This window comes from Salmonella sp. K21076 (genome assembly GCF_039650795.1).
GTDB lineage: Bacteria > Pseudomonadota > Gammaproteobacteria > Enterobacterales > Enterobacteriaceae > Salmonella > Salmonella enterica.
This window is the reverse complement of the sequence record NZ_JBCLYA010000025.1, coordinates 124,090-145,671: the sequence shown is the minus strand read 5'-3', so window position 1 is coordinate 145,671 and position 21,582 is coordinate 124,090. Positions and strand designations below refer to the sequence as shown.

Annotated in this window: 16 protein-coding genes, 1 tRNA gene and 1 pseudogene; 7 read left to right on the top strand and 11 right to left on the bottom strand. The window is 54.0% G+C overall.

Going from position 1 to position 21,582, the window contains the following annotated elements; all coding sequences use genetic code 11:
* Window positions 1–184: 184 nt before the first annotated feature.
* The 5 genes and pseudogenes from AAYN39_RS09840 to AAYN39_RS09820 all read right to left on the bottom strand — a co-directional run bounded on the left by AAYN39_RS09840 (window position 185) and on the right by AAYN39_RS09820 (window position 3,073).
* Window positions 185–382 carry a hypothetical protein gene (locus tag AAYN39_RS09840; protein WP_001117984.1) on the bottom strand — a complete coding sequence of 66 codons (198 nt, stop codon included), beginning with the start codon at window positions 380–382 and terminating at the stop codon, window positions 185–187.
* 161 nt (window positions 383–543) lie between these two features.
* Window positions 544–897 (bottom strand): annotated as a pseudogene (locus tag AAYN39_RS09835) (integrase); the annotation flags it as partial.
* Window positions 898–1,279: 382 nt separating this feature from the next.
* Window positions 1,280–1,367: transfer RNA gene (locus tag AAYN39_RS09830), tRNA-Ser, on the bottom strand.
* Window positions 1,368–1,515: 148 nt separating this feature from the next.
* Window positions 1,516–2,193 (bottom strand): hydrolase, encoded by a 678-nt coding sequence (locus AAYN39_RS09825; RefSeq protein ID WP_000097901.1) that lies wholly within the window; start codon window positions 2,191–2,193, stop codon window positions 1,516–1,518.
* A gap of 19 nt (window positions 2,194–2,212) precedes the next feature.
* Window positions 2,213–3,073 (bottom strand): pirin family protein, encoded by an 861-nt coding sequence (locus AAYN39_RS09820; RefSeq protein WP_000809962.1) that lies wholly within the window; start codon window positions 3,071–3,073, stop codon window positions 2,213–2,215.
* 108 nt (window positions 3,074–3,181) lie between these two features.
* On the opposite strand from AAYN39_RS09820, the gene AAYN39_RS09815 reads away from it, so the two are divergent.
* The gene (locus AAYN39_RS09815) at window positions 3,182–4,093 is read left to right on the top strand and encodes a LysR family transcriptional regulator (RefSeq protein ID WP_000597928.1); all 912 of its coding nucleotides are present in this window, start codon (window positions 3,182–3,184) and stop codon (window positions 4,091–4,093) included.
* A 90-nt stretch (window positions 4,094–4,183) separates the two neighbouring features.
* Here the strand turns inward: AAYN39_RS09815 and infA are convergent, their stop codons facing one another.
* The 6 genes from infA to trxB all read right to left on the bottom strand — a co-directional run bounded on the left by infA (window position 4,184) and on the right by trxB (window position 10,033).
* Window positions 4,184–4,402 carry a translation initiation factor IF-1 gene (gene infA, locus AAYN39_RS09810; protein WP_001040187.1) on the bottom strand — a complete coding sequence of 73 codons (219 nt, stop codon included), beginning with the start codon at window positions 4,400–4,402 and terminating at the stop codon, window positions 4,184–4,186.
* Window positions 4,330–4,713 carry a hypothetical protein gene (locus AAYN39_RS09805; RefSeq protein ID WP_031624212.1) on the bottom strand — a complete coding sequence of 128 codons (384 nt, stop codon included), beginning with the start codon at window positions 4,711–4,713 and terminating at the stop codon, window positions 4,330–4,332. The genes infA and AAYN39_RS09805 overlap by 73 nt, the downstream gene beginning before the upstream one ends.
* A complete protein-coding gene (gene aat, locus AAYN39_RS09800) occupies window positions 4,714–5,418 on the bottom strand; it encodes a leucyl/phenylalanyl-tRNA--protein transferase (protein WP_001241650.1) in 705 nt (234 codons plus the stop codon).
* A gap of 44 nt (window positions 5,419–5,462) precedes the next feature.
* Window positions 5,463–7,184 carry a cysteine/glutathione ABC transporter ATP-binding protein/permease CydC gene (gene cydC / locus AAYN39_RS09795; RefSeq protein ID WP_001202266.1) on the bottom strand — a complete coding sequence of 574 codons (1,722 nt, stop codon included), beginning with the start codon at window positions 7,182–7,184 and terminating at the stop codon, window positions 5,463–5,465.
* Window positions 7,185–8,951, bottom strand: a complete 1,767-nt coding sequence (gene cydD, locus AAYN39_RS09790) for a cysteine/glutathione ABC transporter permease/ATP-binding protein CydD (RefSeq protein WP_001044527.1) — start codon at window positions 8,949–8,951, stop codon at window positions 7,185–7,187.
* Window positions 8,952–9,064: 113 nt separating this feature from the next.
* Window positions 9,065–10,033: a thioredoxin-disulfide reductase gene (gene trxB / locus AAYN39_RS09785; RefSeq protein ID WP_000537407.1), complete on the bottom strand. Its 969-nt coding sequence runs from the start codon at window positions 10,031–10,033 to the stop codon at window positions 9,065–9,067.
* Between the two features lie 546 nt (window positions 10,034–10,579).
* Here trxB and lrp point away from each other — a divergent pair.
* The 6 genes from lrp to dmsA all read left to right on the top strand — a co-directional run bounded on the left by lrp (window position 10,580) and on the right by dmsA (window position 21,581).
* Window positions 10,580–11,074, top strand: coding sequence for a leucine-responsive transcriptional regulator Lrp (lrp, locus tag AAYN39_RS09780; protein ID WP_000228468.1), 495 nt, complete (start codon window positions 10,580–10,582; stop codon window positions 11,072–11,074).
* Window positions 11,075–11,208: 134 nt separating this feature from the next.
* The gene (ftsK, locus tag AAYN39_RS09775; RefSeq protein WP_000076972.1) at window positions 11,209–15,240 is read left to right on the top strand and encodes a DNA translocase FtsK; all 4,032 of its coding nucleotides are present in this window, start codon (window positions 11,209–11,211) and stop codon (window positions 15,238–15,240) included.
* A gap of 144 nt (window positions 15,241–15,384) precedes the next feature.
* Window positions 15,385–15,996, top strand: a complete 612-nt coding sequence (gene lolA, locus AAYN39_RS09770) for an outer membrane lipoprotein chaperone LolA (protein WP_001765126.1) — start codon at window positions 15,385–15,387, stop codon at window positions 15,994–15,996.
* 9 nt (window positions 15,997–16,005) lie between these two features.
* Window positions 16,006–17,349, top strand: a complete 1,344-nt coding sequence (gene rarA, locus AAYN39_RS09765; protein WP_000067785.1) for a replication-associated recombination protein RarA — start codon at window positions 16,006–16,008, stop codon at window positions 17,347–17,349.
* Window positions 17,350–17,607: 258 nt separating this feature from the next.
* Window positions 17,608–18,900 carry a serine--tRNA ligase gene (gene serS / locus AAYN39_RS09760; protein ID WP_000886697.1) on the top strand — a complete coding sequence of 431 codons (1,293 nt, stop codon included), beginning with the start codon at window positions 17,608–17,610 and terminating at the stop codon, window positions 18,898–18,900.
* A gap of 236 nt (window positions 18,901–19,136) precedes the next feature.
* Window positions 19,137–21,581 (top strand): dimethylsulfoxide reductase subunit A, encoded by a 2,445-nt coding sequence (dmsA, locus tag AAYN39_RS09755; RefSeq protein ID WP_000850260.1) that lies wholly within the window; start codon window positions 19,137–19,139, stop codon window positions 21,579–21,581.
* The last annotated feature ends 1 nt before the right edge of the window (window position 21,582 follow it).

The window sequence follows — 21,582 nt, the reverse complement described above, 5'->3', positions numbered from 1 at the left end:
GCCTTAGCGCCCGGTTTTTTTATGCCGGCTAATAGTTAGCCTGATGGTGTTGTGCTCGCGGTAGGCGGATAAGGCGCTTGTAAATTGCGCCATCATCCGGTAATCGACGGGTCAAATGCGAAAAAAAGCCCGACCCGCTGCGTGAAAAGGGATGCTGAAGCCGCTGTTACCAATGCCAAAAAAACTAATCCTCTTCTCTGAAAAGAGTAGTCTTACACTTAGCACAAAGAATTCTTCTGTGATTATCCCATACCTGTATCAAACCAACATCGCTGAATTTCTCGTGACCACAACTGTAGCAGGATATTTTGCTCATATTGTGTTTTTTAATATATTCATCTTTGGTGGGAAGTTGCTTCCAGTAGCCTATCAGTCCGGGCATAACCTCTCCTTGAGTGGTTTATGTAATTTGCAAACCATGATAATAATCATATAAGAAATAGTTCATCGTGAAATTATTCCTTATCACATTTTCGAAAGCGAATGCTATTAGCATCACACTTTCTACGTTGTTATCAACGATAATGCTTTCGTACAGGTAGCTTAGCTGTTGGCAGTGCTATACCCCGTCCAGTCATCCATCAGCGCCACTCGTTTAGGCCATAACGTCCCACGCTGATACGCTGCTTCAGCCTTATCTGCCAACTGGTGCGCCAACGCATGTTCAATAACCTCACGTTGATAATCCGTTGCTTCACCAGCCCACTCACGGAAAGTAGAACGGAAGCCATGTTGCGTTAAGTCGATATATCCCATTCGTTTCAATACAGCCAATAACGACATATCAGAAAGTGTTTCAGCGCGAGGGGCAGGGAATACATGATTGTTATCTTTTAATCGTGGTAAATCTTTTAACAAATCAACAGCAGCATCAGACAGAGGAACTCGGTGCTTTTTTACTACCGAGAGATACTTATGCAAACTTTTCTAAAGCGTTTCAGGTAGGGAAGTAGGGCTGTTTTACACAATCTATAGTAAGTTTGGTGTAGCAACCAAAGGTCCAAAAACAAACCTTTCATCAGGAAAATCACAGTAAAAACAAGAAGTTTAGATACAAAAGCCCGTACTTTCGTACGAGCTCTTTCTTGAATATGGCGGTGAGGGGGGGATTGACTCGCTTTGCTCGCCCCTTCGGGGCAGCCCGTTCGCTGCGCGCCCGGTCTGTCCAACTGGCTGCGCCAGTTGTCGAACCCCGGTCGGTGGTTCTCATCCCCCCTTGGTTTGGGGGATACATATAAGCAAAAAGCCCGTACTTCTGTACAGGCTCTCAACTTAAATATGGCGGTGAGGGGGGGATTCGAACCCCCGATACGTTGCCGTATACACACTTTCCAGGCGTGCTCCTTCAGCCACTCGGACACCTCACCATATTGTATTGCTGCCTGACCGCTTGGGGGGCAACGGGGCGCTACTATAGGGAGTTGCGCTAAAACGGTCAAGCAGAATTTACATATTCACTGTCGTTTGCTCATGCAATAGACATAATCCCCGCCCAAACTGGCGCGGGGAGGCAAATTAGCGCTGTGAATCCAACATTTCGTTGTTTTTCACCACATCCTGCGCTTTGCTGTAGCTTTCTATCAGCAGTTGATAGGCCGGGAATACCTGAGTATAAACGTCGGCCCACGCGGCTGCGTCTTCACGGTTCCAGGTGCCTTGCAGCTCAGAGGCAACTGCGGCAGTATCCATCGGTACGACGCCAGCCTGTACGATACGCGCCAGGGTGATCTCCTGCGCCATCTTACTGTAGGTACCGGATGCGTCGATCACGGCAAATACCTTATAACCTTCTGCTACCGCGCTAATGGCCGGGAATGCCATGCACACGCTGGTAATCGTCCCGGCAATGATCAGCGTCTTACGACCCGTCGCTTTTACCGCCTTAACGAAATCTTCGTTATCCCAGGCGTTAATTTCACCTTTGCGCGCAATGTACTGTGCATGTGGCGCATTAGCGTGGATCTCCGGGATCAGCGGGCCGTTCGGACCTTGCGGTACGGATGCCGTGGTAATGACCGGCATTTTCGCTAACGTCGCCATCTTCGCCAACGCCGCGGCGCGAGCGCGTAATTCCGGCATTGGCATATCGCCTACGGTCTGGAAAAGACCGCTTTGATGATCGATTAAAAGCATCACGGAATCGTTAACATCAATTACCGGGCGCAAACCATTAAAACTAGCAGGACTTGACATCGTGTTCTCCTTCATGTTTTCAGATTTGGCCAAAACGGCCGGAGTTGAAATCGCGGACTGCTTCTGCGATCTCTTGTTTCGTGTTCATAACAAATGGGCCGTAACCCACAATCGGTTCATTCAGCGGCTCGCCTGATAACAGCAATACGCTGGCGTCGCTGCTGGCCTCAAGGTGCAGCGTTTTCCCTTGCTGGCTCAATACCACCAGTTGCGCTTCGTTGGCCGGCGTCGTGCCGTTCACCGTGATATTGCCTTTCAGTACCACCAGCGCGGCGCTCCATCCTTCCGGCTGTGCCAATGTAAGCTGGCGATTGCGTTGCAGGCGCATATCCCAGACATTGAGCGGCGAGAAAGTGTGCGCCGGGCCTTTTGTCTCTTCATAACGCCCTGCGATGACCCGCACGACTCCGGCGTCATCCGGCAACGTAACGGTCGGGATAACATCGTGGGTAATGCTTTGATAACCCGGGGTGGTCATTTTGTCCTTCATGGGAAGGTTAACCCACAACTGCATCATTTCCAGTTCGCCGCCCCGACGGGTAAACGCGTCGGAGTGGAACTCTTCATGCAAAATGCCTGCGCCTGCGCTCATCCACTGAACGTCGCCCGGGCCGATAACGCCGCCGCGACCGGTAGAGTCCCGATGCTCGACTTCGCCACTATAAACAATCGTCACGGTCTCGAAACCGCGGTGTGGATGCTCCCCAACGCCGCGTTTTTCATTACCCGGCGTAAAGGTGTGCGGCCCGGCATAATCCAGCAGCAGGAATGGATTCAACTGCTGCGCATGTGACTGATAAGAAAAGAGTGAACGAACCGGAAATCCATCGCCAACCCAGTGCGGGCGAGGTGCGGTATAGACGCCTGTAATCTGTTTCATGGTGTTCTCCTCAGTGGCGTTGTCTTGATGTGAATAAGCTTATATTCATGACAAAATGTTCGGTAGTGGGTAAAATGGCTCATACCGTTCCATTAATAGGACAATGTAATGATAAAAACGGATCTCAATGATTTTGCGTGGTTTGTGCATGTGGTCGAAGAGGGTGGGTTTGCCGCGGCGGGGCGTGCGCTTGATGAACCAAAATCAAAACTGAGCCGGCGTATTGCGCAACTGGAGGAACGGCTGGGCGTGCGATTGATTCAGCGAACCACCCGGCAGTTTAACGTTACCGAAGTGGGGCAAACATTCTATGAGCACTGTAAAGCGATGCTGGTGGAAGCTCAGGCGGCGCAGGATGCCATTGCCGCATTGCAGGTAGAGCCTCGCGGTATCGTGAAGCTAACCTGCCCGGTGACGCTGCTGCATGTACACATCGGCCCAATGCTGGCGAAGTTTATGGCGCGTTATCCTGATGTTTCGCTACAGCTTGAAGCGACCAATCGTCGGGTGGACGTCGTAGGGGAGGGGGTGGATGTGGCGATTCGCGTCAGGCCGCGCCCGTTTGAAGATAGCGACCTGGTGATGCGCGTCCTGGCTGACAGAGGGCATCGCCTGTTTGCCAGCCCGGATCTCATCGCACGGATGGGAATCCCTTCCGCGCCGGCGGAGTTGAGCCATTGGCCAGGGCTAAGTCTTGCATCCGGCAAGCATATCCACCGCTGGGAACTTTACGGCCCGCAGGGCGCGCGTGCGGAAGTCCATTTTACCCCGCGTATGATTACTACAGACATGTTGGCGCTACGCGAGGCGGCGATGGCGGGCGTGGGGCTTGTGCAGTTACCTGTCTTAATGGTGAAAGAACAACTGGCCGCCGGTGAACTGGTCGCGGTGCTGGAAGAGTGGGAGCCCCGGCGGGAGGTTATTCATGCTGTGTTCCCATCCCGGCGAGGGCTATTACCTTCCGTACGTGCGTTGGTCGATTTTTTGACGGAAGAGTATGCGCGGATGGTGGAAGAGTAACCTGCTCGTCATTCATCGACTTAATGGACGCAAAAAAGGCCGGTTAAACCGACCTTTTATCCAGCCGCCCTTCAGGGCGTGAGGAGACAATTAGCGACTACGGAAGACAATGCGGCCTTTGCTCAGGTCGTACGGGGTCAGCTCAACGGTCACTTTGTCGCCCGTCAGGATGCGGATGTAGTTCTTACGCATTTTACCGGAGATGTGTGCAGTAACCACGTGACCGTTTTCTAACTCTACGCGGAACATGGTATTAGGTAACGTTTCGAGAACGGTACCTTGCATTTCAATATTGTCTTCTTTGGCCATCTAATCCTCTGGGGTATCACTACCATAATTTGAACCGGCAAGATAATGCCGAACTTCTTTTGATAAGTAAAGATTTGTGCGTTTAAAACACAGCAAACCAGGTTTAGCACATGATTCCGCGACACACGACAACGCCGCGTTATACACCTTTTCCCTGATACTACCGCCTGATGTATCGACATAAGCGCAACATATAAGGGAACGGTGAAATAAACGATGGGCGTTACCTGACAACGGGCTGCGTGATAATGAGCTAAACCAATTCTGCGGCAGCAATTATAACACCCCAATAAAAAATGTGCCGAAAACATTCACTTCCGGGGCAAAAATAATGTCCGCGGCACCCAAAAACGGGAGGCCAGCGGCTGTTGGCGTAAGGCCGCGAGGTGATCGAGGTAGTCACGACGTGGAATTTCAATGGCACCGAGCGAGGCGGTATGACTATTAAGTACCTGACAATCAATAAGTTTACCGCCGTGGCGGGTAAATTCAGCGCAAAAAACCAGCAGTGCGGTTTTAGAGGCATTCTCCTGGCGGCTAAACATCGATTCGCCGCAAAATAGCGCCCCCTGCGAGACGCCATACATCCCGCCGACCAGTTCCCGATCGCGCCACACTTCAATGGAGTGCGCGTGGCCCAATTCATGTAATCGGCGATAGGCTTCCTCAATACCACGCGTTATCCAGGTGCCTTCGTCACGGTGATTGGCGCATCCATCAATGACCCGGTCGAAAGCGTAATTGAGCGTCACGCGGTAAGGGGATGCGTTGTGAAAGCGCTTCATGCTGCGACTGAGGTGAAACTTTTCAGGCCACAGCACGGCGCGCGGATCGGGCGACCACCACAGAATCGGGTCGCCCGGCGAAAACCACGGGAAAATCCCGTGCTGGTAGGCCATTAACAACCGGGCAGGGCTGAGATCGCCGCCCAGTGCCAGTAAACCGTTAGGCTCGCGTAAAGCGCCTTCCGGCGAAGGGAAGGCGATAGAATGTCGGGAAAGCTGAACCAGACGCATGACGGCGAAACTCCAGTACGCAAGTCGGATCGTTCAATAATAGCTTACAGACGTTGTTTAAACTGATAATAGCGCCCTTGTCCGGCTAACAATTCTGCATGAGTGCCTCGCTCAATGATGCGCCCGTCGTCCATTACGATGATTTGATCAAAACGGGCCAGGCCGCGCAAACGGTGAGTCACTATCAGGACGGTTTTTTCGCGCATCACATCGGCAAGTAATTCCAGCATTTCGCTCTCGGTGGTCGCATCCAGCCCCTCAGTAGGCTCATCCAACAGCATCAACGGGGCATCGTGCAACAGCGCGCGGGCGATGGCCAGGCGACGAAGTTCGCCGCCGGATAGCAGACGACCGCCTTCGCCGAGCCAGCTATTAAGCCCACTATCTTCGAGCAGATTTTCGAGGCCGACGCGACGCAGCATGTCGGAAAGGGCTTCGTCGCTGGCATTGGGCGCCGCCAGTAATAAATTATCACGCAGCGTGGCGCTGAACAGGTGGACACGCTGCGGCACCACGCTGATAGTCCGGCGTAAGGCGGATTCGCTCAGCGAGGATAGCGGAAGATCGTTGAGCAGAATTTCGCCTTGTTGCGGGTCCCAGGCGCGGGTGAGTAGCTGCAACAGCGTTGATTTTCCGCAGCCGGTACGCCCCAGAATAGCGACATGCTCGCCAGGATTAGCCTGTAATGAGAGGGCATTGAGCGCATTAATCGGCTGGTCGGGATAACGAAACGAAACGTCCCGCAGGGTGAGTGTGACCTTTTCCGGCGCGGGAGTTTCTGCCTGTGGAAAGGTCACCTCCGGTTTTTGCTCCGTTAATTCAGTGATACGAAGCGCAGAGGCGATAACCTGCCCCAGATGTTGGAATGCGCCGGTAACGGGCGCAAGCGCCTCGAAAGCCGCCAGCGCGCAGAAGACAAACAGCGCGATGAGCGCGCCGGGCTGCATATTGCCGCCAACGCCGCCGGAGGCCATCCACAACATTAACATCACCGCCAGCGCGCCAATCAGCAGCATTAACGCCTGCGATAAGGCGGTGAGTTCAGACTGTCGGCGTTGGGCCTCATGCCATTGTAATTCGGTGGCTTCCATTTGCGCCCGATAGCGTTTGCTGGCGCCAAAAATGGTGAGTTCCGCCTGGCCCTGTAACCATGACGTGAGCTGCTGGCGATACTGACCGCGTAGATGCGTCAGATTTTGGCTGGTATTTTTGCCGGCGCGATAAAACACCGGCGGCATAATAAACAGCGTCAACAGCATAATGCCGCCCAGCGTGATCGCCAGCGTCACGTCGAGAACGCTAAGCCCCAGGGTGACAATCATAATCACTACAAAAGCACCGACCAGCGGGGAGATGACGCGCAAATAGAGATGATCCAGCGTGTCGACGTCGGCAACGATGCGGTTCAGCAGTTCACCTTGCTGATATCGCGCCAGACCCGCGGGGGAGAGCGGTAGAAGTTTGCTGAAGGTATAAATACGCAGATGTTGCAGCACGCGGAACGTGGCGTCATGACTTACCAGACGTTCAAAATAACGACCAGCGGTACGGGTAATGGCCGCGCCGCGCACGCCGGCCGCCGGGAGCATATAGTTAAAACTGTAAATTCCCGCGAAGCCTGCGATAGCGGACGCGGACAGGAACCAGCCGGAAAGCGTCAGCAGCCCGATACTGGCAAGCAGGGTCAGGATTGCCAGCGCAATTCCCAGCGTTAGCATCCATTTGTGGCGTTTATAAAGCGTCAGATAAGGGAGTAGCGCGCGCATTTAAATATCCTCCTGACGGTGAGCCAATAACGTCGCAAAAGCGCCGTTGGCGGCGCTGAGTTCGGCATAGCTGCCTTGTTCGACAATCGCGCCATCTTGCATAACCCAGATAGCGTCCCAGTCGGCGAGATCTTCCAACTGATGCGTCACCATTAATGTGGTCTGGCGTTTTGACGCCGCTTTTAATGCCTGCATGACGCGTTGCTCGCTGTGAGCGTCCAGGCTTGCCGCCGGTTCATCCAGCAGTAGCAGTTGAGAGGGATTAAGTAGCGCGCGGGCGACCGCTACACGCTGTGCCTGGCCGACGGAAAGTCTGCTGGCATGATTGCCGAGCGGGGTGTCTACTCCCTGCGGCAGCAGCGGTAAAAATTCGCTTACCCATGCGGCGTCAAGCGCGGCATAAAGTTCCTGCTCGCTGGCGTCCGGGCGCGCCAGTAATACATTTTCGCGTAGCGTCGCCGCAGGTAATTGCGGGTTTTGTCCGACCCAGGAGAGATGCTGGCGCCAGGATTCCGGCGAGAGATCGCGAAGTTCGACACCATTAATACGCAAAGATCCCTGATAGGAGAGAAAACCGGATAATACATTCAACAGAGAGCTTTTACCGGAACCGCTGCGTCCTACCAGGACGGCGCGTTCTCCTGCCGCTAATGAGAAATTCAGCGGCCCGGCAAGCGTTTTGCCTTCTGGCGAGGTGATAATAAGATTGACTGCGTCAATGGTTACAGGTTCGTTTTCCGCCAGCTCAACTTCGCCGCGCGCCGGGTGGGCAAGGGGTGTTTCCAGAAATGTCTTCAGACTATCCGCCGCGCCAACCGCCTGCGCCTTAGCATGATAAAACGTGCCGAGGTCGCGTAATGGCTGGAAAAACTCCGGCGCGAGGATCAAGGCGAGGAACCCGGCGGCGAGCGTCACACCGGTACCGTAATGACCAAAGTTCAGCTCGCCCAGGTAAGAGAAGCCAAAATAAACGGCGACCAGCGCAATAGAAAGCGAGGTGAAAAATTCCAGCACGCCGGAAGATAAAAAGGCGAGGCGCAGTACTTCCATCGTGCGCTGACGAAAATCCTGCGATGCTGCGCGAATGCTCTCGGTTTCCGCTTCTCCACGACCGAAAATTCGCAGCGTTTCCATCCCGCGCAGACGGTCAAGAAAATGGCCGCTTAGCCGGGCAAGCGCCAGGAAATTGCGGCGGTTGGCGTCAGCCGCGCCCATCCCCACCATCGCCATAAATAGGGGAATGAGCGGGGCAGTGCCCAGCAGAATCAGCGCCGCCGCCCAGTTTGACGGGAAAATCGCCGCCACGATTAAGAGCGGTACGCAAACGGCAAGCGCCATTTGCGGCAGATAGCGCGCATAATAGTCATGCATATCGTCAATCTGCTCCAACACCAGCGTCGCCCAGCTACCGGCGGGCTTGCCCTGAATCCAGGCTGGGCCGGCTTGCTGCAGACGATCCAACACCTGACGGCGGATCTCAAAGCGAATATGCTGTCCGGCATGAAAACCGACGCGCTCGCGCAACCACACCACCCAGGCGCGGAGGACAAAGATCAGTATCAGCAGGATAAAAGGGAGCAACAGCGCTTCCCGTGGAATGTTCTCCATGATCATATGTTGCAGGATACGCGCCATGATCCAGGCCTGAGCGACAATTAATACGCCACTCATGAACCCCAACAGGCGGGAAATATTCAACCACCGTTGGGAGATTACGCTTTGCTGTTTTAACCAGCGGGTCAGCTCTTTTTGACGGGTTTTATTCATTGCACGCTTAGCAGGTGAGTTATTGGAATTTCAGGCAGGGCAATGTTACAACGACGCAAAAATAAAGGCGACTTATAGTCGCCTTTTTTACTTTTGTTACTGATTTGTAAAAACTATTTGCTCGCGTCGGCCAGACCATCGAGATAGCGTTCGGCATCCAGCGCCGCCATACAGCCCGTACCTGCAGAGGTGATCGCCTGACGGTAAATATGATCCATAACGTCACCCGCCGCGAATACGCCAGGGATGCTGGTTTGTGTGGCGTTGCCATGGGTGCCGGACTGAACTTTGATATAACCATTTTCCAGCTCAAGCTGGCCTTCGAAGAGTGCCGTGTTTGGGCTATGACCGATGGCTACGAAAAGTCCGGCGATGTCCAGCGTCTCGATATTATCGCTCTGCTGCGTGTCGCGAAGACGCAGACCAGTAACGCCCATCTGATCGCCGGTCACTTCTTCCAGCGTCCGGTTGGTGTGCAGGATGATATTGCCATTTTCGACTTTATCCATCAGGCGCTTAATGAGGATTTTTTCAGCGCGGAAACCGTCACGGCGATGGATAAGGTGCACTTCCGAAGCGATGTTGGACAGATAAAGCGCTTCTTCAACTGCGGTGTTGCCGCCGCCGATCACCGCCACTTTCTGATTGCGGTAGAAGAAACCGTCGCAGGTTGCGCAGGCGGAAACGCCGCGCCCTTTAAAGGCTTCTTCCGATGGCAGCCCCAGATAGCGCGCGGAAGCGCCGGTCGCAATGATCAACGCATCACAAGTGTACTCTGCGCTGTCACCTGTCAGACGGAACGGACGATTTTGCAGATCCACGTTGTTGATGTGATCAAAAATTATCTCGGTTTCAAATTTTGCCGCATGTTCATGCATGCGTTCCATCAGCAGCGGGCCGGTCAAATCGTTTGGATCGCCGGGCCAGTTTTCCACTTCCGTCGTGGTAGTCAGTTGACCGCCTTTTTCCATACCGGTAATAAGTACTGGCTGTAAATTTGCGCGCGCGGCATACACCGCCGCGGTATATCCCGCCGGTCCTGAGCCCAGAATAAGCAGCTTACTGTGTTTGGTCGTGCCCATGAGATCCCCATAGTTGTTGGCAGACAATGAGCAGAATTGTAGAGAATTTACAGACGTAAAAAAAGAGCATAACGATTTTGTTAACAATATGTGTAATAGCATGAACCGATGAACGACCGCGGCAGCGACGTTATCATCACAAACTTTAATTAAAATCGGTAACTTATAAGGTGACGAAATGACAGTTTACCGCCCTCTCTAATGAATAACTGGCATGTTGTACTAAAAATCGATGTTTTGCTTTGACAATCACCTGCTGTTTTGCGAAAACATTCGAGGAAGAAAAAAACTGTGTTATGTATGTGCTGCATAATCATGCATGTAAATACCATGTTTACCGGGCTAGTGAAATCTACGCATGGCGTGGACAGACGCCATTCGTGATGTCGATAGCTGCCGCGAGGCAACGGTCTTCTCACCATAGACCAGGCATTGCACGCCGTTAATCCCTCTGGGTTTCGGTCTATTGTGATGGGCAGCGACTCTGAACAGTGATGTGAGTAGAGTCAGGCAGGAGTAGGGAAGGAATACAGAGAGACAATAATAATGGTAGATAGCAAGAAGCGCCCTGGCAAAGATCTCGACCGTATCGATCGTAACATTCTTAATGAACTGCAAAAGGATGGGCGTATTTCCAACGTCGAGCTTTCTAAACGAGTAGGACTTTCGCCGACACCTTGCCTTGAGCGTGTGCGTCGGCTGGAGCGACAGGGGTTTATCCAGGGCTATACGGCGCTGTTGAACCCGCATTATCTGGATGCGTCACTTCTGGTATTCGTTGAGATTACCTTAAATCGCGGCGCGCCGGATGTGTTTGAACAGTTTAATGCCGCCGTGAAAAAGCTTGAAGAGATTCAGGAGTGTCATTTGGTTTCCGGCGATTTCGACTACCTGTTGAAAACCCGTGTACCGGATATGTCAGCGTATCGAAAACTATTGGGAGAGACGTTGCTGCGCTTGCCAGGTGTGAACGACACCCGAACTTACGTAGTGATGGAAGAGGTAAAACAGAGTAATCGTCTGGTTATTAAGACACGCTAACACGGAACAGGTGCAAAATCGCCGTAGTTTGATTACACTCCTGTTAATCCATACAGCAACAGTGCCGGGGCAACCCGGTGCTGTTGTCCGTTTTAGCATCGGGCGGGAAAAGCCTGGAACCTGGAGAGCCTTTTTTGAGCCAGGAATATACTGAAGACAAAGACGTCACATTGACGAAGTTAAGCAGCGGGCGCCGACTTCTGGAAGCGTTGTTGATACTTATTGCCCTTTTTGCCGTCTGGTTGATGGCGGCCTTGTTGAGCTTTAACCCTTCGGACCCCAGTTGGTCGCAAACCGCCTGGCATGAACCCATCCATAATTTAGGCGGCGCGCCGGGCGCGTGGCTGGCCGATACACTGTTCTTTATTTTTGGCGTAATGGCCTACACTATCCCTGTCATTATTGTCGGCGGGTGTTGGTTTGCGTGGCGTCATCAGTCTACGGATGATTACATCGACTATTTTGCTGTGTCGCTACGCCTTATTGGCGTGCTGGCGCTGATTCTCACTTCCTGCGGTCTGGCGGCCATTAATGCCGACGATATCTGGTATTTCGCCTCCGGCGGCGTAATTGGCAGCCTGTTAAGCACCACGCTGCAGCCGTTGTTGCATAGTAGCGGCGGAACGATAATGCTTCTCTGTATTTGGGCTGCCGGGCTGACGCTCTTTACCGGCTGGTCCTGGGTTAGTATCGCCGAAAAATTAGGCGGCTGGCTGCTTAATATACTGACCTTCGCCAGCAACCGTACCCGGCGTGATGATACGTGGGTTGACGACGAAGAGTATGATGACGAATACGATGAAGAAACCGATGGCGTGCAGCGTGAATCTCGCCGGGCGCGTATTTTGCGCGGCGCGTTGGCGCGTCGTAAGCGACTGGCTGAAAAATTCAGCAATCCACGGGGCCGTCAGACCGATGCCGCGCTCTTTTCCGGCAAACGGATGGATGATGACGAGGACATTCAGTATAGCGCGCGCGGCGTCGCTGCCGATCCCGACGACGTTCTGTTTTCGGGCAACCGTGCGACGCAGTCGGAATATGATGAATATGATCCGCTGTTAAACGGCCATTCTGTCACCGAACCGGTCGCCGCCGCTGCGGCCGCAACTGCCGTCACCCAGACGTGGGCAGCGTCCGCCGATCCCATAATGCAAACGCCGCCCATGCCGGGGGCTGAGCCGGTTGTCGCGCAACCGACCGTGGAGTGGCAGCCCGTACCGGGGCCGCAAACCGGCGAACCGGTTATCGCGCCTGCGCCGGAGGGGTATCAGCCGCATCCGCAATATGCTCAACCGCAGGAGGCGCAAAGTGCGCCGTGGCAGCAACCTGTGCCTGTCGCTTCCGCGCCGCAATACGCCGCGACGCCAGCGACCGCAGCAGAATATGACTCTCTTGCGCCGCAGGAAACACAGCCGCAATGGCAGGCGCCGGATGCCGAACAACACTGGCAGCCGGAGCCGATAGCGGCTGAACCTTCCCACATGCCGCCGCCGGTTATCGAACAGCCGGTTGCCACCGAGCCTGAACCTGGCATAGAAGAGACCAGGCCCGCTCGCCCTCCGCTTTACTATTTTGAAGAGGTGGAAGAGAAACGCGCCCGTGAGCGCGAACAACTGGCGGCATGGTATCAACCGATTCCGGAGCCGGTAAAAGAGAACGTGCCGGTCAAACCTACGGTATCTGTCGCGCCGTCCATACCGCCAGTGGAAGCGGTAGCCGCCGCCGCGTCGCTTGACACAGGTATTAAGAGTGGCGCCCTGGCAGCAGGCGCCGCGGCCGCTGCGCCTGCATTTAGTCTGGCTACCGGCGGCGCGCCGCGTCCGCAGGTGAAAGAGGGGATTGGTCCGCAACTGCCGCGTCCGAACCGCGTTCGCGTGCCGACCCGACGGGAACTGGCATCGTACGGTATTAAGCTGCCGTCACAGAGGATTGCTGAAGAAAAAGCCCGCGAGGCGGAGCGCAATCAGTACGAGACGGGCGCGCAGCTAACCGATGAAGAAATAGATGCAATGCATCAGGACGAGTTAGCCCGTCAGTTTGCGCAGTCGCAGCAGCATCGTTATGGTGAGACGTATCAGCATGATACTCAACAGGCAGAAGATGACGATACCGCTGCGGAAGCTGAATTAGCCCGCCAGTTTGCCGCTTCGCAACAGCAGCGCTATTCCGGCGAGCAACCCGCTGGCGCGCAGCCGTTCTCACTGGACGATCTGGATTTCTCGCCAATGAAAGTATTGGTTGATGAAGGTCCGCACGAACCGCTGTTCACGCCGGGTGTCATGCCCGAGTCAACGCCTGTTCAGCAACCTGTAGCGCCGCAGCCGCAGTATCAGCAGCCGGTAGCGCCGCAGCCACAGTATCAGCAGCCGCAGCAGCCGGTAGCGTCGCAGCCACAGTATCAGCAGCCGCAACAGCCGGTAGCGCCTCAGCCGCAGTATCAGCAGCCGCAGCAGCCGGTAGCGCCGCAGCCGCAGTATCAGCAGCCGCAACAGCCGGTAGCGCCGCAGCCGCAGTATCAGCAACCGCAACAGCCGGTAGCGCCGCAGCCACAGTATCAGCAGCCGCAACAGCCGGTAGCGCCTCAGCCGCAGTACCAGCAGCCGCAGCAACCGACAGCGCCGCAAGACAGTCTGATCCACCCGCTGTTGATGCGTAACGGCGACAGTCGTCCATTGCAGCGTCCGACGACGCCGCTGCCTTCATTAGATCTTCTGACGCCGCCGCCGAGCGAAGTTGAACCGGTAGATACCTTTGCGCTGGAACAAATGGCGCGTCTGGTTGAAGCGCGTCTGGCGGATTTCCGCATTAAAGCTGATGTGGTGAACTATTCGCCAGGCCCGGTCATTACTCGCTTTGAACTGAATCTGGCCCCGGGCGTTAAAGCAGCGCGTATCTCCAACCTTTCCCGGGATCTGGCGCGCTCCTTGTCAACGGTAGCCGTACGCGTTGTGGAAGTCATTCCAGGCAAACCTTACGTAGGGTTGGAATTGCCGAACAAGAAACGGCAAACCGTTTATCTGCGCGAAGTGTTGGATAACGCCAAATTCCGCGAGAATCCGTCGCCGCTTACCGTGGTGTTAGGTAAGGATATCGCGGGCGATCCGGTAGTGGCGGATCTGGCGAAAATGCCTCACCTGCTGGTGGCCGGTACGACCGGTTCCGGTAAGTCGGTCGGGGTTAACGCCATGATCCTCAGTATGCTGTATAAAGCGCAGCCGGAAGACGTTCGCTTTATCATGATCGACCCGAAAATGTTAGAACTCTCGGTCTATGAAGGTATACCGCATCTGCTGACGGAAGTTGTTACCGATATGAAAGACGCAGCTAACGCGTTACGCTGGAGCGTCAATGAGATGGAGCGTCGCTATAAGCTGATGTCCGCGCTCGGCGTGCGTAATCTGGCTGGTTATAACGAGAAAATCGCCGAAGCGGCCCGCATGGGACGTCCGATTCCGGACCCGTACTGGAAGCCGGGCGACAGTATGGATGTTCAGCATCCGGTTCTGGAAAAACTGCCGTATATCGTGGTACTGGTTGATGAATTTGCCGACCTGATGATGACCGTCGGTAAAAAAGTTGAAGAGCTGATCGCGCGTTTGGCGCAGAAAGCGCGCGCTGCGGGGATTCACCTGGTACTGGCGACGCAGCGTCCGTCGGTCGATGTGATTACTGGTTTAATTAAAGCCAACATTCCAACCCGTATCGCTTTTACAGTATCCAGCAAGATCGACTCCCGCACCATTCTTGATCAGGGTGGCGCTGAGTCGTTATTGGGAATGGGGGACATGCTCTATTCCGGACCAAACTCCACCATGCCGGTACGTGTCCATGGGGCGTTTGTGCGTGACCAGGAAGTCCATGCGGTGGTGCAGGACTGGAAAGCGCGCGGTCGTCCGCAATATGTGGATGGCATTACCTCCGACAGCGAAAGCGAAGGTGGCGGTGGCGGTTTTGACGGCGGCGAAGAATTAGATGCGCTATTCGATCAGGCCGTTAATTTCGTCACTCAGAAGCGAAAAGCGTCCATTTCCGGCGTTCAGCGTCAGTTCCGTATCGGCTATAACCGTGCGGCGCGTATTATCGAACAGATGGAAGCGCAGGGTATTGTCAGCGCTCAGGGGCATAACGGTAATCGCGAAGTGTTGGCTCCGCCGCCTTTTGAGTAAACCTGTAAACCGGATGGCGCTGTTCAGAGGCTGCCATCCGGCAACAAAATTCAGTATTTTCTTCTTTCCTCATGCTGATTTTTGGCCTGGAATAGAAAGCAAAAGGAGCTCCTGGTCGGGAGTGTCGAAACTTGAGGAATAATGATGAAAAAAATGGCAATCGCCTGTGCATTACTTTCAAGCGTTGTAGCCAGCAGCGTATGGGCTGACGCCGCCAGCTCTCTGAAAAGCCGTCTGGATAAAGTGAGCAGCTTTCATGCCACCTTTACTCAAAAAGTCACCGATGGCAGCGGTGCCGCGGTGCAGGAGGGACAGGGTGATTTATGGGTTAAGCGGCCAAATCTATTCAACTGGCATATGACGCAACCTGACGAGAGTATTCTGGTTTCTGACGGCAAAACGTTATGGTTCTATAACCCGTTTGTAGAACAGGCTACCGCCACGTGGTTGAAAGATGCCACCGGAAATACACCGTTTATGCTGATTGCCCGCAACCAGGCCAGCGACTGGCAGCAGTATAATATTAAGCAGGATGGCGATAATTTTGTGCTGACGCCGAAAGCCAGCAACGGCAATCTGAAACAGTTCACCATCAATGTGGGACGCGACGGGACTATCCACCAGTTTAGCGCCGTAGAACAAGACGATCAGCGTAGCGCCTATCAGCTAAAATCCCAGCAAAACGGCGCTGTTGAACCGTCAAAATTTACGTTTACTCCGCCGCAAGGGGTAACGATAGACGACCAACGTAAGTAGAGGCGATGAGTGAGCAATCTGTCGCTCGATTTTTCTGATAATACGTTTCAACCGCTGGCCGCGCGAATGCGGCCGGAAAATTTAGCACAGTATATCGGCCAGCAGCATTTGCTGGCCGCAGGTAAGCCGTTGCCTCGCGCTATTGAGGCCGGGCATCTGCACTCCATGATTTTATGGGGGCCGCCAGGGACGGGGAAAACCACGCTCGCTGAAGTGATCGCCCGCTACGCCAGCGCCGATGTCGAGCGTATTTCCGCCGTCACTTCTGGGGTAAAAGAGATTCGCGAAGCTATCGAGCGCGCCCGCCAGAATCGTAATGCCGGTCGCCGTACCATCCTGTTTGTCGATGAAGTGCATCGCTTTAACAAAAGCCAGCAGGACGCCTTTTTACCGCATATCGAAGATGGCACTATCACCTTTATCGGCGCGACCACGGAAAATCCCTCTTTTGAGCTGAACTCGGCGCTATTGTCGCGAGCGCGAGTCTATCTGCTGAAATCGTTGACTACTGACGATATTGAGCAAGTACTGGACCAGGCGATGCAGGACAAAACGCGTGGTTACGGCGATCAGGATATCGTGTTACCGGATGAGACACGGCGAGCGATTGCTGAGCTGGTCAATGGCGACGCGCGGCGCGCCTTAAATACGCTGGAAATGATGGCTGATATGGCGGAGGCGGATGACAGCGGCAAACGCGTTTTATTGCCCGCCTTGTTGACCGAGATCGCCGGCGAGCGCAGCGCGCGTTTTGATAACAAAGGCGATCGCTTCTACGATCTTATTTCCGCCTTACATAAATCAGTGCGCGGCAGCGCGCCGGATGCCGCCCTCTATTGGTATGCCCGTATCATTACCGCGGGAGGCGATCCGCTGTACGTGGCGCGTCGCTGCCTGGCGATTGCCTCGGAAGATGTGGGTAATGCCGATCCTCGCGCGATGCAGGTCGCCATTGCCGCGTGGGATTGTTTCACCCGCGTCGGCCCGGCTGAAGGCGAAAGGGCGATCGCGCAGGCTATCGTTTATCTCGCCTGCGCGCCGAAGAGCAACGCCGTCTATACCGCCTTTAAGGCTGCGCTGGCCGACGCGCGCGAACGTCCTGATTATGACGTTCCTGTCCATCTGCGTAATGCGCCAACCAAACTGATGAAAGAGATGGGCTATGGCCAGGAATACCGCTATGCCCACGATGAGCCCAATGCCTATGCTGCGGGTGAAGTGTACTTCCCGCCGGAAATCGCGCAAACGCGCTATTATCATCCGACAAATCGTGGTCTGGAAGGTAAGATTGGCGAAAAGCTCGCCTGGCTGGCTGAACAGGATCAAAATAGCCCCACAAAACGCTACCGCTAGTGTAAACGTTGCGGTAAGGTTATCTCTAAATATGATGCTCCAGGTATCATGGCGTTGATGATGAACCTCGTTATGCCTGATAGCACGTTGCTTATGAGGTCCGCGGGTATAGCGCAATGGATGCGTTGTTGCTGTCGTCGGTCAGGTAAGGCGAAAACGTCGCTATTACGTAAACGGGGTTTACGTTCATCAATACAATCAGAGGCGATCATCAATTGATCGCGTTTCCTTTTATTATTCGATAAGCACAGGATAAGCATGCTCGATCCCAATCTGCTGCGTAATGAGCCAGACGCAGTCGCTGAAAAACTGGCACGCCGGGGCTTTAAGCTGGATGTAGATAAGCTGCGCGCTCTTGAAGAGCGTCGTAAAGTTTTGCAGGTCAACACGGAAAACCTGCAGGCGGAGCGTAATTCTCGATCGAAATCCATCGGCCAGGCGAAAGCGCGCGGGGAAGATATCGAGCCTTTACGCCTGGAAGTGAATAAACTGGGCGAAGAGTTGGATGCGGCGAAAGCCGAGCTGGATACCTTGCTGGCGGAGATCCGCGATATCGCGCTGACCATCCCAAACCTGCCTGCGGATGAAGTGCCGGTAGGTAAAGATGAAAACGACAACGTTGAAGTCAGCCGCTGGGGTACCCCGCGTGAGTTTGATTTTGAAATCCGCGATCACGTCACCTTAGGGGAAATGCACTCCGGCCTCGACTTTGCCGCTGCGGTTAAGCTGACCGGCTCCCGCTTTGTGGTGATGAAAGGACAGATTGCGCGTATGCATCGCGCATTGTCGCAGTTCATGTTGGATCTGCATACGGAACAGCACGGCTATAGCGAAAACTACGTGCCGTATCTGGTTAACCACGACACGCTGTATGGCACCGGTCAACTGCCGAAATTCGCAGGCGACTTGTTCCATACCCGTCCGCTGGAAGAAGAAGCAGACAGCAGTAACTATGCTTTGATCCCGACGGCGGAGGTTCCGCTGACCAATCTGGTACGCGATGAAATCATCGACGAAGATCAGCTGCCGATTAAAATGACGGCGCATACGCCTTGTTTCCGTTCTGAAGCAGGTTCTTATGGTCGTGATACCCGCGGCCTGATTCGTATGCATCAGTTTGACAAAGTTGAGATGGTGCAGATCGTTCGCCCGGAAGATTCTATGGCTGCGTTGGAAGAGATGACCGGCCACGCGGAAAAAGTGCTCCAGCTACTGGGACTGCCGTACCGTAAAATCATTCTGTGCACTGGCGATATGGGCTTCGGCGCCTGCAAAACTTATGACCTCGAAGTCTGGGTTCCGGCGCAGAATACCTACCGCGAGATCTCTTCCTGCTCTAACGTCTGGGACTTCCAGGCGCGTCGTATGCAGGCACGCTGTCGCAGCAAGTCCGACAAAAAGACCCGTCTGGTCCATACCCTGAATGGTTCTGGTCTGGCGGTAGGTCGTACCCTGGTGGCTGTGATGGAAAACTATCAGCAGGCTGATGGTCGTATTGAAGTGCCGGAAGTATTACGTCCGTATATGAACGGACTGGAATATATCGGCTAATCCTCGCTTTCTCCTCTTCTAAAAAGCGCCTGCGGGCGCTTTTTTTATGCCAGTTTGATACCGGACAATAATCCCTACCCTATTAGGGGTAATACTGATTTCGAATGAAGGTCAGTTTTTAACGCTATTTTTCTACTTTTTCGATATATATCAGACTTTATAGCGACGTTATCGCTATATAAAATTCTATACATCGTTTTATTGCTTTTTTATTGTGAGCAGCAGAGTGAGCCCTTATGAAAACTAAGATCCCTGATGCCGTGCTGGCAGCCGAGGTGAGCCGTCGTGGTTTAGTCAAAACCACCGCGATAGGCGGCCTGGCGATGGCCAGTAGCGCATTTACCCTGCCATTTACCCGCATCGCTAACGCCGCAGAGGCGATAAGCCCGACGAAAACCGACGAGAAAGTCGTCTGGAGCGCCTGTACGGTAAACTGTGGCAGCCGTTGTCCGCTACGTATGCATGTTGTGGATGGCGAAATCAAATATGTAGAAACGGATAATACCGGAAACGATGATTACGATGGCCTGCACCAGGTTCGCGCCTGCCTGCGCGGTCGTTCTATGCGTCGTCGCGTCTATAACCCGGATCGTCTCAAGTATCCGATGAAGCGCGTCGGCGCGCGCGGCGAAGGTAAATTTGAGCGTATTAGCTGGGACGAAGCCTACGATATCATTGCCACCAATATGCAGCGTCTTATCAAAGAGTATGGCAACGAGTCCATTTATCTGAACTATGGCACGGGAACGCTGGGCGGCACTTTGACACGTTCATGGCCGCCGGGAAAAACGCTGGTCGCTCGTCTGATGAACTGCTGCGGCGGTTATCTTAATCACTACGGTGATTACTCTTCCGCGCAAATCGCAGCGGGTCTGAATTACACCTATGGCGGCTGGGCGGATGGCAATAGTCCATCCGACATTGAAAACAGTAAGCTGGTGGTGTTGTTTGGTAATAACCCTGGCGAAACCCGCATGAGCGGGGGCGGTGGAACGTATTATCTTGAACAGGCGCGGCAGAAATCAAACGCGCGGATGATCATTATCGATCCTCGTTACACCGACACCGGCGCCGGTCGCGAAGATGAGTGGATTCCGATTCGTCCAGGTACCGATGCGGCGCTGGTCAATGGTCTGGCATATGTCTTAATCACCGAGAACATGGTCGATCAGCCGTTCCTGGATAAATATTGCGTCGGTTATGACGAAAAAACCTTGCCTGCCAGCGCGCCGAAAAACGGTCACTACAAAGCCTATATTCTGGGCTTGGGTAAAGACGGTATCGCAAAGACGCCGGAGTGGGCGGCGCAAATTACCGGTATTCCGGCAGATCGCATTATTAAACTGGCGCGAGAAATCGGCAGCGCTAAACCCGCCTATATTTGCCAGGGGTGGGGGCCACAACGTCATGCTAATGGAGAAATCGCCACGCGCGCCATCTCGATGCTGGCGATCCTGACGGGTAATGTTGGGATTAACGGCGGTAACAGCGGCGCGCGCGAAGGGTCTTATGCCCTGCCATTTGAACGTATGCCCACGTTGGAAAATCCGGTTGAAACCAGCATCTCCATGTTTATGTGGACCGATGCCATTGAACGCGGCCCGGAAATGACAGCGCTGCGTGATGGCGTGCGGGGGAAAGATAAGCTGGACGTGCCGATCAAAATGATCTGGAACTATGCTGGCAACTGTTTGATTAACCAGCACTCTGAGATTAACCGCACCCACGAAATCCTGCAGGATGACAGTAAATGTGAAATGATCGTCGTTATCGACTGTCATATGACCTCGTCGGCAAAATACGCCGATATTCTGTTGCCTGATTGCACTGCTTCTGAGCAGATGGACTTTGCGCTGGATGCCTCCTGCGGGAACATGTCTTACGTTATCTTCACTGACCAGGCGATTAAACCGCGCTTCGAGTGTAAGACGATTTATGAGATGACCAGCGAACTGGCGAAACGTCTTGGCGTGGAACAACAGTTTACCGAAGGCCGGACGCAAGAAGAGTGGATGCGTCATCTGTACGAACAGTCGCGTAAATCCATTCCGAATCTGCCCACCTTTGAGGAGTTCCGTAAGCAAGGCATCTTCAAACAGCGCGACCCCGAAGGCCACCATGTCGCCTATAAAGACTTCCGCGAAGATCCGCAAGCGAATCCACTTACAACGCCATCGGGCAAGATTGAAATCTATTCACAGGCGTTGGCGGATATCGCCGCCACCTGGGAGCTGCCGGAAGGCGACGTGATCGATCCATTACCGATCTACACGCTAGGTTTTGAAAACTATAACGATCCGCTAACGGATAAATTCCCGCTGCAGTTGACGGGTTTCCACTATAAAGCGCGTGTGCATTCCACTTATGGCAACGTAGACGTACTGAAAGCCGCCTGTCGCCAGGAAATGTGGATTAACCCAATGGATGCGCAGAAACGCGGTATCAACAATGGCGATAAAGTCCGCATCTTCAACGATCGCGGCGAAGTTCATATCGAGGCTAAAGTGACGCCGCGCATGATGCCGGGCGTGGTCGCTCTGGGAGAAGGCGCATGGTATGACCCGGATGCAAAACGCGTGGATCAGGGCGGATGTATTAACGTACTGACCAGTCAACGTCCTTCTCCGCTGGCGAAGGGGAACCCGTCACATACGAACCTCGTTCAGGTTGAAAAGGCGTAAG

Coding starts and splice junctions, on each gene's coding strand:
- AAYN39_RS09815 (WP_000597928.1), top strand. CDS start 3,182: ATGATAAAAACGGATCTCAATGATTTTGCGTGGTTTGTGCATGTGGTC.
- lrp (WP_000228468.1), top strand. CDS start 10,580: ATGGTAGATAGCAAGAAGCGCCCTGGCAAAGATCTCGACCGTATCGAT.
- infA (WP_001040187.1), bottom strand. CDS start 4,402: ATGGCCAAAGAAGACAATATTGAAATGCAAGGTACCGTTCTCGAAACG.
- AAYN39_RS09840 (WP_001117984.1), bottom strand. CDS start 382: ATGCCCGGACTGATAGGCTACTGGAAGCAACTTCCCACCAAAGATGAA.
- cydD (WP_001044527.1), bottom strand. CDS start 8,951: ATGAATAAAACCCGTCAAAAAGAGCTGACCCGCTGGTTAAAACAGCAA.
- AAYN39_RS09820 (WP_000809962.1), bottom strand. CDS start 3,073: ATGAAACAGATTACAGGCGTCTATACCGCACCTCGCCCGCACTGGGTT.
- AAYN39_RS09825 (WP_000097901.1), bottom strand. CDS start 2,193: ATGTCAAGTCCTGCTAGTTTTAATGGTTTGCGCCCGGTAATTGATGTT.
- serS (WP_000886697.1), top strand. CDS start 17,608: ATGCTCGATCCCAATCTGCTGCGTAATGAGCCAGACGCAGTCGCTGAA.
- aat (WP_001241650.1), bottom strand. CDS start 5,418: ATGCGTCTGGTTCAGCTTTCCCGACATTCTATCGCCTTCCCTTCGCCG.
- trxB (WP_000537407.1), bottom strand. CDS start 10,033: ATGGGCACGACCAAACACAGTAAGCTGCTTATTCTGGGCTCAGGACCG.
- AAYN39_RS09805 (WP_031624212.1), bottom strand. CDS start 4,713: ATGTTTTCGGCACATTTTTTATTGGGGTGTTATAATTGCTGCCGCAGA.
- cydC (WP_001202266.1), bottom strand. CDS start 7,184: ATGCGCGCGCTACTCCCTTATCTGACGCTTTATAAACGCCACAAATGG.
- lolA (WP_001765126.1), top strand. CDS start 15,385: ATGAAAAAAATGGCAATCGCCTGTGCATTACTTTCAAGCGTTGTAGCC.
- dmsA (WP_000850260.1), top strand. CDS start 19,137: ATGAAAACTAAGATCCCTGATGCCGTGCTGGCAGCCGAGGTGAGCCGT.